The sequence below is a fragment of the Pseudomonas sp. Ost2 genome (genome assembly GCF_018326065.1).
Taxonomy (GTDB): domain Bacteria; phylum Pseudomonadota; class Gammaproteobacteria; order Pseudomonadales; family Pseudomonadaceae; genus Aquipseudomonas; species Aquipseudomonas gingeri.
In genome coordinates, this window is record NZ_AP021904.1 from 3,452,475 (window position 1) to 3,466,698 (window position 14,224).

Genomic DNA, 14,224 nt, shown 5'->3' on the forward strand with positions numbered 1-14,224 from the left:
GATGAAACCTCAGCATTGCATAATTAAATTAATTGTTTTAAAAATTAATTTAAATAATCTACCTGAAAATATCGCCTACGCTAGTGGTCTGTACGGATTGGCTGACCCATCGGACCGATGGGAGGCGTTATCCGGCGTCGGGAGATATCGCCACGACAGGAGCCAATTCCGGCTTCATGCCGGGCCGCAGGGATGCAGAGGGCTGACGTGATGGGATGGGCCGTAGCGCTTGTTGCTTTTTTACTGGTCAGTGCCGGGCTCTGGGCCATCAGTGCCCGGATCAATCGCCGGATCGAGAGCGCGGTGCCGGCCAACGGTCGCTTTCTCGAAGTCGGCGGCGAACTCATTCATTACGTGGATGAGGGCAGGGGGCCGGTGCTGGTACTGATCCACGGTTTGTCCGGGTGCGGGCGAAACCTGACCCATTCACTGTCGCCGCGATTGCGCGAGCAGTTCCGGGTGATCACCCTGGATCGCCCCGGTTCCGGTTATTCGACCCGTTCGAAGGGCGCGGGAGTGGGCATCGCGGCGCAGGCCAGCCTGATCGCCGAACTGATTCGCACCCTGCACCTGGAACGGCCATTGATCGTCGGGCACTCCCTGGGGGGCGCACTGGCCCTGTCGCTGACCCTCGATCATCCGCAGCAGGTGTCCGGACTGGTCCTGGTGGCGCCCCTGACGCATCCACAGCGCATGTTGCCCCTGGTGTTCATGTCCCTGGGGGTCAGGCCCGACTTCATCCGACGCTGGGTCGCCCTGACCCTGGCCGCGCCGATGGCCATGCTGGGACGTGGCAGCCTGTTGAAGGCGGTATTCGCCCCTGATCCGCCGCCGGATGACTTCGCCGAGCGCGGCGGCGGGCTGCTCGGCATGCGCTCCGGCAACTTCTATTGCGCCTCCAGCGAAATCGCCACGGTCAATGACGATCTGCCGAAGATGCTCAAGCGCTATGGGCAACTCAGGCTACCGGTAGGCCTGATCTACGGCTCCCGGGATGAGGTGCTGGATTATCGCCGGCATGGTGAGTCGATGGCGGCGCTGGTGCCAGGCATCCAGCTGGAAATTCTCGAGGGGCGAGGGCACATGCTGCCGATCACGGCGGTCGAGCCGTTGGTCGCCATGATTCGCACCATCGCCGCCCGGGTAGGCGCGCAACCAGACAGCACCCCACAGCCCGCAATCGCGGCGGCAACGCCTTCCTGAAGGCAGTTCTGCAGTAGCGCCGGACGGCTTCACGAACGACATTCAAAATGGATCCAAAAAAATAGTTGACGAGCTATCGAATTCGGGCTATTTATTTAAAAAAATGTTTTGAATGTTTTTTTTAAAAATGCAATTGAGCGATTAGAATAATGAAAATAACGCCTTTTGAAGCATTTTATCTCTTTGCCCCTGCCCGCTGCTCCGGGCAGCGTTCGACTTCCGTAATGGCGCCGTTCTTCGCGGCCCTGTCCGTAGCTGCCCTGTCTGTAACGGCCCTGCGGAGGCTGCCATGAACTCCACGCTGGCGGCACCGGGTATCTGGACCGACGGCAAGCGCCATCTGTGGTGGCTGGGCACCTTGCCCATGGCCACGCCACTGCTGTCCGGGATCTTCGCCATCATCACCGGCGTGCAGTCCTTGTGGTGGAGCGGGGTGCTGGTGATCTTCGGGCTGATCCCGATGATCGACGGCCTGCTCGGCGAGGACCGCAGCAATCCACCGGAAACCATCGTTCCGGATCTTGAAAAGCAGACCTATTACCGCTGGATCATCTACGCCTGCGTCGCGCTGATGTGCCTGTCGGTGATCAGCACGGCCTGGATGGCGGTCGGCGGCATCGACTGGATCATCGGCGGCGGCCTGCTGCGACTGAGCGAGGCCTGGCACCTGCAAGGCGGTCTCGCCGGCCTGGCGGGCTTTATCACCGAGCGGGCCCAGGTGCATGGCAGTGTCGGCTGGTTCACCTACCTGGGCATGGCCATGTCCACCGGCGCGGCGACCGGCATCGCGATCAATATCGCCCATGAACTGGGACACAAGACCAAGCCCCTGGAGCAGTTCCTGGCGAAGCTGGCCCTGGCGCCGACTTTCTACGGGCACTTCTTCGTCGAACACAACCGTGGTCACCACGTGCGGGTGGCAACGCCGGAGGATCCTGCCAGCTCGCGCCTGGGCGAGAGCTTCTGGAGCTTCCTGCCGCGCTCTGTCTGGTTCAGCCTGCGTTCGGCCTGGCATCTGGAACGCGAGCGCCTGCACAAGCAGGGCCTGCCGACCCTGCATTGGAAAAACACCGTGCTGACGGCCTGGTTGTTCAGTGTGGTGCTGTGGGGCGGGTTGATTGTCTGGCTGGGTGCGACGGTGATTCCGTTCCTGGTGATCCAGGGCATCTACGGGTTCTCGTTACTTGAAGTGGTGAACTATGTCGAACATTACGGCCTGTTGCGCCAGAAGTTGCCCAACGGTCGTTACGAACGCTGTTCGCCACGGCACTCCTGGAACAGTAACCGTATCGTCACCAACATCTTCCTGTTCCAGTTGCAGCGACACTCCGATCACCATGCTTATCCGACCCGCAGTTATCAGGCGCTGCGCCATTTCGATGAGTCGCCGCAACTGCCTTACGGCTACGCCAGCATGATTGTCTGGGCCTACGTGCCATTCCTGTGGCGGCGGCTGATGGATCATCGGGTGCTGAAGCATTACTCGGGAGATGTTCGCCTGGCCAACCTGCAACCGTCGAAACGCAAGCAGTTGCTCCAGCAGTACGGTAGTCGTCACACCGATTGAGTTGCACCGTTGCACCGCATGCCCACGAATAAAAGTGCGCATGACGGGGACCGGCACGCCGATTTTTACCGATGCCGGTCTTGCCAAGAGCCGTTGAAATGGAAAGTTGACCCATAAAAACAATAAGTAACGAGAAGGACGTCAACCATGCAGAAAGTTCTGTTAACCGTTCGGATAGTTGCCGCGCTCCTGGGGTTGTCCCAGGTGGCGCCGGCGTTTGCCGCGGCGCGTATCGAACCGGCCAATAGCGAGTTCACCGCCAAGGGCCCCATCAGTTTTGCCAAGAGCATCATCAATGCCGATTGCACCATCGAGGTCAGTGGCCGGATCAGCGCCGACGGCAGCTATGTCAGTGTCGAGAAGGTGGGATTCGACGGCGGCCTGAAGTGCGGTCAGGTCGAGGCCACTCATCTGCCCTGGAAGCTGATCGCCAAGGATGAAACCAGCGGGGCGATGTCGGGCATCCAGGTCACGGTGCACGCGCCCCTGGTGGGCGGCGATTGCGGGCCGACCACGGCCGAAGGCACCTGGAGCAACAGCACCGGAAAACTCCAGGCGGCCAATGTCGCGCTGGACGGTGGCTGCACCATCAAGACGGTTTCGATCCAGATGCCGCCGACCTTCCGGGTCGTGCCCTGAGTCGCGGCTGTTCAAGCAGGACAAGGAATCATGAAAGTTTGGCTGGAAAGGGAAGCTCGGTCGCAGTTGAGGTACTCCGTGTCGTCTCAAAAGGCCATTAACCCCGGCGAAATGAATCGCCATACATGTGAGGAAAAACAACAATGAAAGGCATCAAAACTCTCGTGTCTGCAACCGCCATCGCTGTCTGCTTGGGCGCGGCATCCATGGCAAACGCGGCAACTATCGTCAGCAGCAATTCGGATGGTTCGTTCAGCGCCACCGGCTCGATCACGGTGAAATCGCCTTCGTCGTTCCAGGCGCCAGTGACCTGCCCAGTGACCGCCAGCGGTACCGTTTCGGGTGGCGTCGCCACGATCACCTCCTTCAGCACCACGGCTGGCGGTGGTCTGTGCGCACTGCCCAACTTCAAGAATCTCCCATCCCCAGGCTGGGTAATCACCGCTTCCACCACCACTACCGGCACCATCAGCAATGTGGGCTACACCATCACGTCGATTCCTTCGACCAACTGCGGTCCGAGCACCATCAACGTGGCCTGGGCACCTGCGGCAGCACCTGCCACCTCCGGTGGTGTGTTGAGCACCCCTTCGGCCCAGGCTCTGAGCGGCAGTTGCACCGTGACCACGCTGTCGGTCAGCGCACCAGCGATTTCCATTACGCCTTGAGGCGCGCTCTCCGTTAAGGGCTGATCACCCGCTGAAAGACGGGCGCCTTGCAAAAGGCGCCCGTTTAGAACAAACGCCGCGGTGGCGCGTGGTAGATAATAATAAGGAGTGGGGCATGAATAATAAGAAACAACAATTGCAAGTTGCTATCGGGTTGGCGTTGCTGGGTGGATTGATGTCGACCGGATCGGTGCAGGCGGGTGGTTTCCAGACCCCGACTTACGGTGCCCCTGGCTGGGGGCGGGCCTTTGGTGGTGGCTCGCTGTTCAAGAATGATCCGTCGGCAGCCTTCAACAACCCGGCAGCGATGGCGTTTATCGATCAGACGGTTGTGCAGCAGACCGTGGATTACGCTCGCATCAATATCAAATACAAAGGCACGGCCAAGGACTATGCAGGCCAGCCTACCTCCGACACGATTTTCGACCCGAATACCGGGGCACCCACCTCTACTGAAAGAACCGGTAATGGTGGTGAGGCAGGGTTCACTGCCTGGTTACCGACCGGTTTTCTGGTAATGCCGGTCAACGACCGCATCAGTTTCGGCTTGAGCCAGGTTGTACCCCAAGGGATGAAAAGTACCTGGGACCAGGACTGGAAAGGCCGCGATTTCGCGGTTGATACCAAAATCGAAACCGTTGGGTTGACCGGATCTCTCTCGTTCAAAGTCAACGACCAGTTTTCCCTGGGCGGTGGCATCATCGTCCAGCACAGCAGTGGCTTTGTCAGCCAGAACGTCGACCTCCTGGCGGCTGCTGCGCTCTCTCCAAACTTTGGTGGAGCACAACTTCCAGCCGGTGTCGGGACTTCCCTGATACGGGTGAAGGTCGACAATACTTCGGTCGGTTGGTTTACCGGGGTGGTCTGGAAACCGACTGAAATGGACACCGTCGGCCTGAACTATCATGCCAAGATCAAAAACAAGATGGAGGGGAAATACAATATCTATGCGGATGAGGGTTCGAGGGCGCTCATGACCCAGCCCTTCGGTCCCGATGGCCAGACCCTGGTCGAGTTTGCCTATCCGGGGCTTAAGCTGTTTCCCGATGGTGCCAACGCTTCCACCCAGTTGGATATTCCCGCCACCGCGGCACTCGATTGGGTACATCAGTTCACTGATCGCTTCACCCTGGGGGTCAGCGCCAACTGGACGGAGTGGTCATCCTTCAAGAACCTGACGCTGAAGTCCGACGGCAACACCATCGTCGCCATTCCTTACAACTACAAGAATGCCTGGATGCTCTCGCTGGGCGGTGACTACAAGCTCACCGACGATTTCACCGTGCGAGCCGGGGTCGCGCGTGACCAGACGCCAACCCGCAACTCGACCCGTGACCCGCGCATTCCCGATGGCGACCGCTGGTTTGCCTCGCTGGGCTTCGGCTATGACATCAGGGCCATTCCGGGGCTGAGCATTGACGGCGCCTACTCCCGGCAGTTCGTCGAACAGGTCAAGCTCAAGACCGTCAACCAGGACCGCCTTGGCGGTGCGAGCCTGGATGGCAAGGTCGACAGCAAAGGTGAAGTGGTCAGTCTGTCGGCGACCTACCGCTTCTAACGATAGGCTGGCGTGCTTGCACGCCTTGCACCGCGGTGATGTCGGGGGCTTCTGGTTGTCCTTCCGGGCATCGCCGCCGTAGGGCATCAACGTTTTTCTACCCACTTTCCTTTTCCTGAGGCTGACGTTGTTCAGCCTAATTTTTTGCCTTAGATGTAAATAAATATTTAAAAATAAAATTTGAAACGAGTTTCTTTCATTTGTAAGGTGGTCTTCGAGGAGGGGGCAATCCCGCTCTCGTTGGTTGTCTCGCATGCATTAAGGAGAGGTATTCCATGATGGTCTGGTTATTGGCAGGGCTCGTTGTCATCCTCGTACTCGCGTACCGGCAAGCTGCTGCACTGTTCTGGCTGGGTGCAGGGCTGCTCTGGCTGGCGGGCGGTTATCTGTTCAACGTGGTCGGGCCGCTGGGGGCGCTGGTGACTGCGATCCTGGTGCTGTTGCCGGCGTTGCTCCTGGCCATCAAACCCTTGCGCCGATACTTGCTCACTCGCAGGGCCCTGGTGCTGTTCCGTCGGATCATGCCGGCCATGTCCGACACCGAGCGCGCGGCCATCGAGTCGGGTACCGTCTGGTGGGACGCCGAACTGTTCAGCGGCAAGCCGCGCTGGGAGCGGCTGTTGCAGGCCGCTCCGGCCAGCCTGAGCCAGGAGGAACAAGCGTTCCTCGATAACGAAGTCGAAACCCTCTGCGACATGGCCAACGACTGGGAAACCACCCAGGTCTGGCAGGACCTGTCGCCCCAGGCCTGGCAATACACCCGGGAGGCCGGTTTCCTCGGCATGATCATTCCCCGGCAATACGGCGGCAAGGGGTTCTCCCACTATGCCCATTCCCAGGTGGTGATGAAGCTGTCGACCCGCTGCTCGGCCGCGGCGATTTCGGTGATGGTGCCCAACTCCCTGGGGCCGGCCGAACTCTTGCTGCACTACGGCACCGAGGCCCAGCGCGAGCACTACCTGCCGCGCCTGGCGCGGGGCGAGGACATTCCCTGTTTCGCCCTGACCAGCCCTTATGCCGGCTCCGACGCCGGGGCCATTCCCGATGTCGGCGTGGTCTGCAAGGGGCTGTTCGAAGGCGAGGAAGTGCTGGGGTTCCGCGTCACCTGGGACAAGCGCTATATCACCCTGGGCCCGATCGCCACCGTGCTCGGCCTGGCGTTCCGCGCCGAAGACCCCGAGGGCCTGCTGGGCCGCAAGGGCAGCCTGGGCATCACCTGTGCCTTGATTCCCACCCGCCATGAAGGCGTGCAGACCGGACGCCGGCACTGGCCGCTCAACGCGGTGTTCCAGAACGGCCCGACCCAGGGCAAGGATGTGTTCATCCCCCTGGACTGGGTAATCGGCGGGCGCGACCAGGTCGGCAACGGCTGGCGCATGCTGATGGAGTGCCTGGCGGCCGGACGGGCGATCTCGTTGCCATCGGCCAACGTCGGCCTGGCCAAGGTCGCCGTGCGCGGCACCACGGCCTATGCGGCGATGCGCAAGCAGTTCGGCCTGCCCATCGGCAAGTTCGAAGGCGTCCAGGCGCCCCTGGCCCGCATGGCCGGGCACCTCTATGCCTGTGATGCGGTGCGCAAGGTTTCCGTGGCGTCCCTGGACGCCGGGGAAAAGCCCTCGGTGATCTCGGCCATCGCCAAGTACCATGTCACCGAGCGGGCTCGGGCGGTGGTCAACGACGGCATGGATATCGTCGCCGGCAAGGGCATCTGCATGGGTCCGAACAATTTCCTCGCGCGGGCCTATCAGCAAAGCCCGATCGCCATCACCGTGGAAGGGGCGAATATCATGACCCGCTGCCTGATCATCTTCGGGCAGGGACTGATTCGTTGCCATCCCTATGTGTTCCGCGAAATGGAAGCCGCGCGCGAGCCTGGGCGCGCCGGACTGGAAGCCTTCGACAGGGCGATGTTCGGACATATCGGCTTTGTCGTGGCCAACACCGTGCGCGCGGCGGTGCATGGCCTGACCGGCGGACGCCTGCTCAAGGCTCCCGTCGGCACCGACAAGGCCCTGGCGTCCTACTACCGGCAGATCAACCGGCTGTCGGTGGTGCTGGCCCTGGCTTCCGACATTTCCATGGGCGTGCTCGGCGGTGCCCTGAAACGCAAGGAAAGCATCACCGGTCGGCTCGGCGACATCCTCTCGCAACTGTATATCCTGTCCTGCGTGCTCAAGCGTTTCGAAGATGACGGGCGTCCCCAGGCGGATCTGCCGCTGGTGCACTGGGCGGCCCAGGACGCCTTGCTGCGGGCCCATGAAGCTCTCGACGAAGTCCTCGACAACTACCCGTCGAAAGCCGCCGCGCGGGTGATTCGGGGCCTGGGCTTTCCCTTTGGCATCGCGTTGCGCAAGCCGTCCGACCGCCTGCTCGGGGAAGTCGCCGACCTGGTCCAGGTCCCCGGCGCAACCCGCGACCGGCTGCTGGCCGACTCCTATATCCCGCACCCGGACATCGACAAGCTGGCCTATGGCGAGCTGGCGTTCCGGCTGCTGCCGCAAGTGGAGCTGATCGAGGCGCGGCTCAAGCCGGCGATCCGCCAGGGCGAGATCGCGCCGCTGCCGATTTCCCGCGAAGCCTTTGTGGCCTGGCGGGCCAAGGCCCTGGAGCTGCAATTGATCAGCGCGGAAGAGGACCAGTTGCTCGGGCGTTATGTCGAGTACGGCGACCACGCGATCCAGGTCGACGATTTTCCGCAGGACTTCGGCCTGCTGGAAGCCTTGCAGCGGCGCCACGCGCACCTCGACCAAGCCGGCAAGCCCGCGACCAGGCGGCGTCCGCCAGTCAGCGTGGACACCGTTGTCGCCGACGACAGTGCGTATTGATCCTTCTCTGGCCTCTAGCGGAATTCTTTCATGTCTGACGGTTACCTTTCCTTTGTCAATTCATCCTGGGGCCGACGCCTGGCCCAGTCGGTCGGCTTGCCGCAACCACTGCCGCTGCAGCGCTACCGTCAGGGGCAGGCGGGCAACAGCCTCAATCCGCTGGTGCTGGCTGCCGCGCCCCAGGGGCGGCTGCTCGGCGAGTTGCAGCGGATCTTCGCCGCCACCGAGACCGTGGTGGCCGCGGCGGCGAGTATCGATGCGCCGTCCACGGTCAAGGTCCAGGGCCTGGTGTTCGATGCCAGCGGCCTCGCCGATATCGCGCAACTGGACGAGTTGTACCGGTTCTTCCATGCCAACGTACGGCGCCTGAGCCACCACGGGCGGGTGCTGGTGCTGGGGACCGCGCCGGAACACTGCAAGGAGCTGGCCCAGGCCGTGGCCCAGCGGGCGCTGGAGGGCTTTGTGCGCTCCCTCGGCAAGGAACTGCGGCGGGCGATCACGGCCCAGTTGCTGTACGTGGAGCCCGGTGCCGAAACGGAAATGGACAGCAGCCTGCGCTTCTTCCTGTCACGGCGCTCCGCTTATGTCTCCGGGCAGGTGGTGCGGATTGTCGAACCGGTGGATGTGCCCAGGGCCATCGACTGGGATCGGCCGCTGACGGGGCGCCGGGCGCTGGTCACCGGCGCCTGCCGCGGCATCGGCCTGGCCATCGCCCAGGTACTGGCCGCCGACGGGGCCGAGGTGATCTGCCTGGATATCCCCGCGGTGGAGGCCGAGTTGCAGCAAGTCGCCGGTTCGCTCCAGGGCAGTGCGCTGCCGCTGGATATCACCGCACCCCAGGCCGTCGAGCGCTTGCTGGCCTTTGTCGGCGAGCAGGGTGCGTTCGATATCGTCGTGCATAACGCCGGCATCACCCAGGACAAGACCCTGGCCAAGATGACCGAGGCCGCCTGGCGCAAGGTCATGGCGGTCAACCTTGAGGCGCCGTTGCGGCTGAGCACGGCGTTGCTCGAAGGCCAGGGGCTCAAGCCCGGCGGGCGGATCGTCTGCGTCTCGTCGATTTCCGGGATCGCCGGCAACCTGGGACAAAGCAACTATGCGACGTCCAAGGCCGGGGTCATCGGCCTGGTGCAGAGCCTGGCACCGTTGGCGGCGCGCCAGCAGGTAACGGTCAACGGCGTGGCACCGGGGTTTATCGAAACCCAGATGACCGCGAAGATCCCCTTGCTGATTCGCGAGGCGGGCCGGCGGATGAATTCGCTGGCCCAGGGCGGGCAGGCCGAGGACGTGGCACAGACCATCGCCTGGCTGGCCCATCCGGCGTCCGGCGGAATCAACGCCCAGGTGGTCCGTGTCTGCGGGCAAAGTCTGTTGGGGGCCTGAGCGATGAACCCGGATTCGACTATTCGTATCATCGAGCCGCCGCCTTCCACCACCCGGCTTCTGTGGCGTGGGCTGCGCAGCTTGCGCAAACCCAAGGCCGAGGCACTGCCACGCTTGCCGACGGAGCGGCTGGTGCGTCCCGCGGTGGAACTGCGGGCGGCGGACATCGAGCGTTATGCCCGGGCCTGTGGCTTTCGCCGTGAGCACGGGGTGCCGCTGTCGTTCGTGCATACCCTGGCGTTTCCCTTGCACCTGTTGTTGCTGACCAGCCCGGCCTTTCCCTGGCCGGCCAGCGGCATGGTGCACCTGGCCAACCGGATCCGCCAATACCGCCGGCTGGAAGAGGGCCAGGCCCTGCGCCTGCAGGTGCACTGTGAGCGTTGGGTGGCGCATCCCAAGGGCCAGGCGCTGCTGATCGTGACCCAGGCCCATGGTGCCGGCAGCCTGGTCTGGGAAAGCGAGAGCCTGTATCTGCGTCGTGGGGTGGCCGCACCGGTCGGCGAGCCCTGGCAAGGCGCGGCGGAACTGCTCGAACCGGCGCTGCTGCGTACCCAGCGCTGGTCCTTGCCGACGGACCTGGGGCGACGGTTCGCGCGGGTCTCGGGGGATCACAACCCGATCCATACGTCCTGGCCGGGGGCGCGCCTGTTCGGTTTCAAACGACCGATTGCCCATGGCATGTGGACCCTGGGCCGGGCCCTGGCGGCACAGCAGCCACCCTACGCACTGGCGGCGGCGGAGCTCGATTGCGAGTTCAAGCTGCCGATTTTCCTGCCCGGCAGTGCGACCCTGTGGCAGGCGCCAGCCGCGGGTGCCCGCCACACATTCGAAGTGCGCACGGCGGCGGGGGACAAGCCGCATATGCGCGGCGTGCTGATCCACGGCGCTCGAACCGAAGGAACCTGTTCATGAGTGAGTACAGCTTCAATCCGGCCCCGGCACGCCGGGTGGCCATTCTCGGCGGAAACCGCATTCCCTTCGCCCGCTCCAATACGGTCTACGCCCATGACAGCAACCAGGACCTGCTGGTGGCCGCCCTGCAGGGCCTGGTGGACCGCTACGGCCTGCATGACCAGCGCCTGGGGGAGTTCGCCGCCGGTGCGGTGATCAAGCATTCACGCGACTTCAACCTGGTCCGCGAGACCTTGCTGTCCACCACCTTGTCGCCGCAGACGCCTGCCTATGACATCCAGCAGGCCTGTGGCACCGGCCTCGAAGCGGCGCTGCTGGTGGCCAACAAGATTGCCCTGGGGCAGATCGAGGTGGGGATCGCCGGGGGCGCCGACACCACCTCGGACGCGCCCATCGGGATCAACGAGTCGCTGCGTCGGATCCTCCTCGAGGCTAATCGCCACAAGGGTGTCGCGGGCAAGCTGCGCAGCCTGCTCGGCGTGCGTCCTTCCATGTTCTTCAAGCCACTGCTGCCACGCAATGGCGAACCGCGCACGGGCTTGTCCATGGGCGAGCACTGCGAGGAAATGGCCAAGCGCTGGCAGATCAGGCGTCTGGCCCAGGATGAGCTGGCCCTCAACAGTCACCGGTTGTTGCACGCAGCCTACCAGCGCGGTTTTTTCGACGACCTCATCACTCCCTATCGCGGACTCCGGCGCGACAACAACCTGCGGGCCGATGCCAGCCTGGAAAAACTGGCGGGGCTGGGGCCGGCGTATGACCGGCGCAATGGCACCCTGACCGCCGGCAACTCGACACCGTTGACCGATGGCGCCTCGGTGGTGCTGCTGGCCAGCGAGGAATGGGCGGCGGCGCACAATCTGCCGGTGCTGGCCTATCTGCGCACCGGTGAAACGGCGGCGGTGAATTTTGTCGATGGCAGCGAAGGGCTGCTGATGGCGCCGGCCTACGCCGTGCCCAGGATGCTGGCCCGCGAAGGGCTGGGCCTGCAGGACTTCGATTTCTATGAAATCCACGAGGCCTTTGCCGCGCAGGTGCTGTGCACGCTCAAGGCCTGGGAAGACCCGGACTATTGCCGCGAGCGCCTCGGGCTGGACGCGCCGCTGGGGGCCATCGAGCGCAACAGGCTCAATGTCAATGGCGGCTCGCTGGGTTGCGGGCATCCATTCGCCGCCACTGGCGCACGGCTGCTGGCCAGCCTGGCCAAGGCCATCGCCGAAAAGGGCGGGGGCCGTGGGCTGATTTCCGTGTGTGCCGCCGGCGGGTTGGGCGTGACCGCCATTGTCGAAAAATAAAACAACAACAAGGAGAGACTGCCATGAGTGTCGCGAACCTGCCTGCCATCGAACGTGTCTGGTTGAGCGCCTACCATCCCGGCGTGCCGGCGGATGTCGAGGCCGAGATCGACCGCTACCCGTCGCTGCGCGAGGTGTTTCTCGAACACGTGGAGAAGTACCGCCAACGGGTGGCCTACGTCAGTATCGGCACCGAAATGGGCTATGACGAGTGGGAGCGACAGGTCTTTGCCTTTGCCGGCTGGCTGCAATCGCGGGGTGTGCAGAAGGGCGACCGCGTGGCGCTGATGATGCCCAACTGCCTGCAATACCCGATCTGCCTGTTCGGCACCCTGCTGGTCGGCGCGGTGGTGGTCAACGTCAACCCGCTGTACACCGCCCATGAACTCAAGCACCTGCTCAAGGACAGCGGTGCCGAGACCGTGGTCATCTTCGAGAACTTTGCCCATACCCTGGAACAGGCCATGGCGGGCAGCGCGCTGAAGAACATCGTGGTGGCGGCGATCGGCGACCTGGTGGGGACACTCAAGGGCGCGGCGCTGAATTTCGTCCTGCGCCATGTGCAGAAGCAGGTGCCGCGCTTCCACCTGCCGGGCTCGATCCGTTTCCCGGCGATGATGAAACAGGCGAGGAACCTGAAGGCCAGGGATGTCGCGCTGGCCCACGATGATATCGCCTTCCTGCAATACACCGGCGGCACCACAGGCGATGCCAAGGGGGCAATGCTGACCCACCGCAACATCCTCGCCAACCTGATGCAGGCCAAGGCCTGGGTGGGCGACCAGCTGGACGAGAACCAGCAGGAAACCAACGTGACCCTGTTGCCGCTGTACCACGTGCTGTCGCTGACGGTGAACTGCCTGATGTTCATGTGCCTGGGCGGGCGCAATATCCTGATCGCCAACCCGCGGGACGTGAAGCGCGTGCAGATGATCCTGCGCAAGGAGAAGTTCAGCGGGATCGTCGGGGTCAACACCTTGTTCAACGGACTGCTGGAAAACGAGGAGTTCCGTAGACGGGATTTTTCCGACCTGAAGCTGGCGATCGCCGGCGGGATGGCCACCCATACGGCGGTGGCACGGCGCTGGAAGGAAGTGACCGGGGTGCCGATCATCGAGGGCTACGGGCTGACGGAGTGCTCACCGGTGGTGAGCATCAGCCCCATCGATATCAAGCGCATGCGCGAGGGCGATTTCAGCGGGACCATCGGCGTACCGTTGCCTTCGACCTGGGTGCGGTTCGCCCGTGAGGACGGTTCGCTGGCGGCAATCGGCGAGGAGGGCGAGTTGCAGGTGCGCGGGCCGCAGGTCATGAAAGGCTACTGGAAGCGCCCGGAAGAGACCGCGAAGGTGCTGGACGCCGCGGGCTGGTTGTCGACCGGGGATATCGGGGTGATGAACGAGCAGGGATTTATCCGCCTGGTGGATCGCAAGAAGGACATGATCCTGGTGTCCGGTTTCAACGTTTACCCGAACGAGATCGAGGATGTGGTGGCCCTGCATCCCGGCGTAGCGGAAGTGGCGGCGATCGGCGTGCCGGACCAGGTGACCGGGGAGCGGGTGAAGATCTTTGTCGTGCGCAAGGATCCGGGGCTGACGGAGATGCAGCTGCTGGCGCATTGCCGGGAGTACCTGACCGGGTACAAGGTGCCGAGGATTGTCGAGTTCCGCGTCGAGGAACTGCCCAAGACCACCGTGGGCAAGGTATTGCGCCGGGCCTTGCGGGAGTAGGCAGGTTTTCGCACAGCCCCTCGTTCTTGATCAAGGCGCCCTGGACCGGCGCCTTTGTTTTTTCGTTTATCCCTCCCGGTTCTTGCAGAATAAATAATTCTAAAATCTGTTGATATGGAAATTATTTTCCAATAAAGTCGTTTCCAGGTTGCCGACTTACCGTGCCGCGACGATTCTGCTCCTTGAATACAGCGCGCACGGACCAACAAAAACAACAGGTGCCGTCGATGAAAACCTTCACTCCTGCGCTCCGTGTTTCACGTGCATCGCTTCACCCGCAACGCGACCTGCCTCGCGCCCGCATTCCCGTTTTCCTTCTCTCGATCTTCAAGCTGCTGTGCGTTGAACGCAAGGGCGTCGTCGTGTGCTGCATCGGCGGTGCGCCGATCGTGCGCCTGCCGGCGGCCTGATGCCCTGCAATAGAGTGCTCTGAAAGGCTTCGCC

The 14,224-nt window shown here is 62.9% G+C and carries 11 protein-coding genes; all 11 read left to right on the top strand.

Annotation, left to right across the window (positions count from 1 at the left end; all coding sequences use genetic code 11):
- Positions 1–210 precede the first annotated feature (210 nt).
- The 11 genes from KI243_RS15305 (at position 211) to KI243_RS15360 (ending at position 14,190) form a co-directional block, all read left to right on the top strand.
- Positions 211–1,203 carry an alpha/beta hydrolase gene (locus KI243_RS15305; protein ID WP_212811099.1) on the top strand — a complete coding sequence of 331 codons (993 nt, stop codon included), beginning with the start codon at positions 211–213 and terminating at the stop codon, positions 1,201–1,203.
- A gap of 289 nt (positions 1,204–1,492) precedes the next feature.
- Positions 1,493–2,770, top strand: a complete 1,278-nt coding sequence (locus KI243_RS15310) for an alkane 1-monooxygenase (RefSeq protein WP_017127314.1) — start codon at positions 1,493–1,495, stop codon at positions 2,768–2,770.
- Between the two features lie 147 nt (positions 2,771–2,917).
- Entirely contained in the window at positions 2,918–3,409 is a 492-nt protein-coding gene (gene praA, locus KI243_RS15315) for an alkane oxidation protein activator PraA (RefSeq protein WP_017127313.1), read from the top strand.
- 143 nt (positions 3,410–3,552) lie between these two features.
- Complete coding sequence (gene praB / locus KI243_RS32885) at positions 3,553–4,077, top strand: alkane oxidation protein activator PraB (protein ID WP_244861870.1); 525 nt, start codon at positions 3,553–3,555, stop codon at positions 4,075–4,077.
- 115 nt (positions 4,078–4,192) lie between these two features.
- Positions 4,193–5,635 (top strand): outer membrane protein transport protein, encoded by a 1,443-nt coding sequence (locus KI243_RS15330; protein ID WP_177107278.1) that lies wholly within the window; start codon positions 4,193–4,195, stop codon positions 5,633–5,635.
- 275 nt (positions 5,636–5,910) lie between these two features.
- On the top strand, positions 5,911–8,460 hold the full coding sequence (locus tag KI243_RS15335; RefSeq protein WP_212811100.1) for an acyl-CoA dehydrogenase: 2,550 nt from the start codon (positions 5,911–5,913) through the stop codon (positions 8,458–8,460).
- A gap of 30 nt (positions 8,461–8,490) precedes the next feature.
- The gene (locus KI243_RS15340) at positions 8,491–9,843 is read left to right on the top strand and encodes a 3-oxoacyl-ACP reductase (RefSeq protein ID WP_177107276.1); all 1,353 of its coding nucleotides are present in this window, start codon (positions 8,491–8,493) and stop codon (positions 9,841–9,843) included.
- Positions 9,844–9,846: 3 nt separating this feature from the next.
- Complete coding sequence (locus KI243_RS15345) at positions 9,847–10,755, top strand: MaoC/PaaZ C-terminal domain-containing protein (RefSeq protein ID WP_212811101.1); 909 nt, start codon at positions 9,847–9,849, stop codon at positions 10,753–10,755.
- A complete protein-coding gene (locus KI243_RS15350) occupies positions 10,752–12,050 on the top strand; it encodes an acetyl-CoA C-acetyltransferase (RefSeq protein ID WP_212811102.1) in 1,299 nt (432 codons plus the stop codon). The genes KI243_RS15345 and KI243_RS15350 overlap by 4 nt, the downstream gene beginning before the upstream one ends.
- 23 nt (positions 12,051–12,073) lie before the next feature.
- The gene (locus tag KI243_RS15355) at positions 12,074–13,780 is read left to right on the top strand and encodes an AMP-binding protein (protein ID WP_212811103.1); all 1,707 of its coding nucleotides are present in this window, start codon (positions 12,074–12,076) and stop codon (positions 13,778–13,780) included.
- Positions 13,781–14,007: 227 nt separating this feature from the next.
- Positions 14,008–14,190 carry a hypothetical protein gene (locus KI243_RS15360; protein ID WP_017127305.1) on the top strand — a complete coding sequence of 61 codons (183 nt, stop codon included), beginning with the start codon at positions 14,008–14,010 and terminating at the stop codon, positions 14,188–14,190.
- Positions 14,191–14,224: the final 34 nt, after the last annotated feature.

Coding starts and splice junctions, on each gene's coding strand:
- KI243_RS15340 (WP_177107276.1), top strand. CDS start 8,491: ATGTCTGACGGTTACCTTTCCTTTGTCAATTCATCCTGGGGCCGACGC.
- KI243_RS15330 (WP_177107278.1), top strand. CDS start 4,193: ATGAATAATAAGAAACAACAATTGCAAGTTGCTATCGGGTTGGCGTTG.
- KI243_RS15305 (WP_212811099.1), top strand. CDS start 211: ATGGGATGGGCCGTAGCGCTTGTTGCTTTTTTACTGGTCAGTGCCGGG.
- praA (WP_017127313.1), top strand. CDS start 2,918: ATGCAGAAAGTTCTGTTAACCGTTCGGATAGTTGCCGCGCTCCTGGGG.
- KI243_RS15360 (WP_017127305.1), top strand. CDS start 14,008: ATGAAAACCTTCACTCCTGCGCTCCGTGTTTCACGTGCATCGCTTCAC.
- praB (WP_244861870.1), top strand. CDS start 3,553: ATGAAAGGCATCAAAACTCTCGTGTCTGCAACCGCCATCGCTGTCTGC.
- KI243_RS15350 (WP_212811102.1), top strand. CDS start 10,752: ATGAGTGAGTACAGCTTCAATCCGGCCCCGGCACGCCGGGTGGCCATT.
- KI243_RS15335 (WP_212811100.1), top strand. CDS start 5,911: ATGATGGTCTGGTTATTGGCAGGGCTCGTTGTCATCCTCGTACTCGCG.
- KI243_RS15345 (WP_212811101.1), top strand. CDS start 9,847: ATGAACCCGGATTCGACTATTCGTATCATCGAGCCGCCGCCTTCCACC.
- KI243_RS15355 (WP_212811103.1), top strand. CDS start 12,074: ATGAGTGTCGCGAACCTGCCTGCCATCGAACGTGTCTGGTTGAGCGCC.
- KI243_RS15310 (WP_017127314.1), top strand. CDS start 1,493: ATGAACTCCACGCTGGCGGCACCGGGTATCTGGACCGACGGCAAGCGC.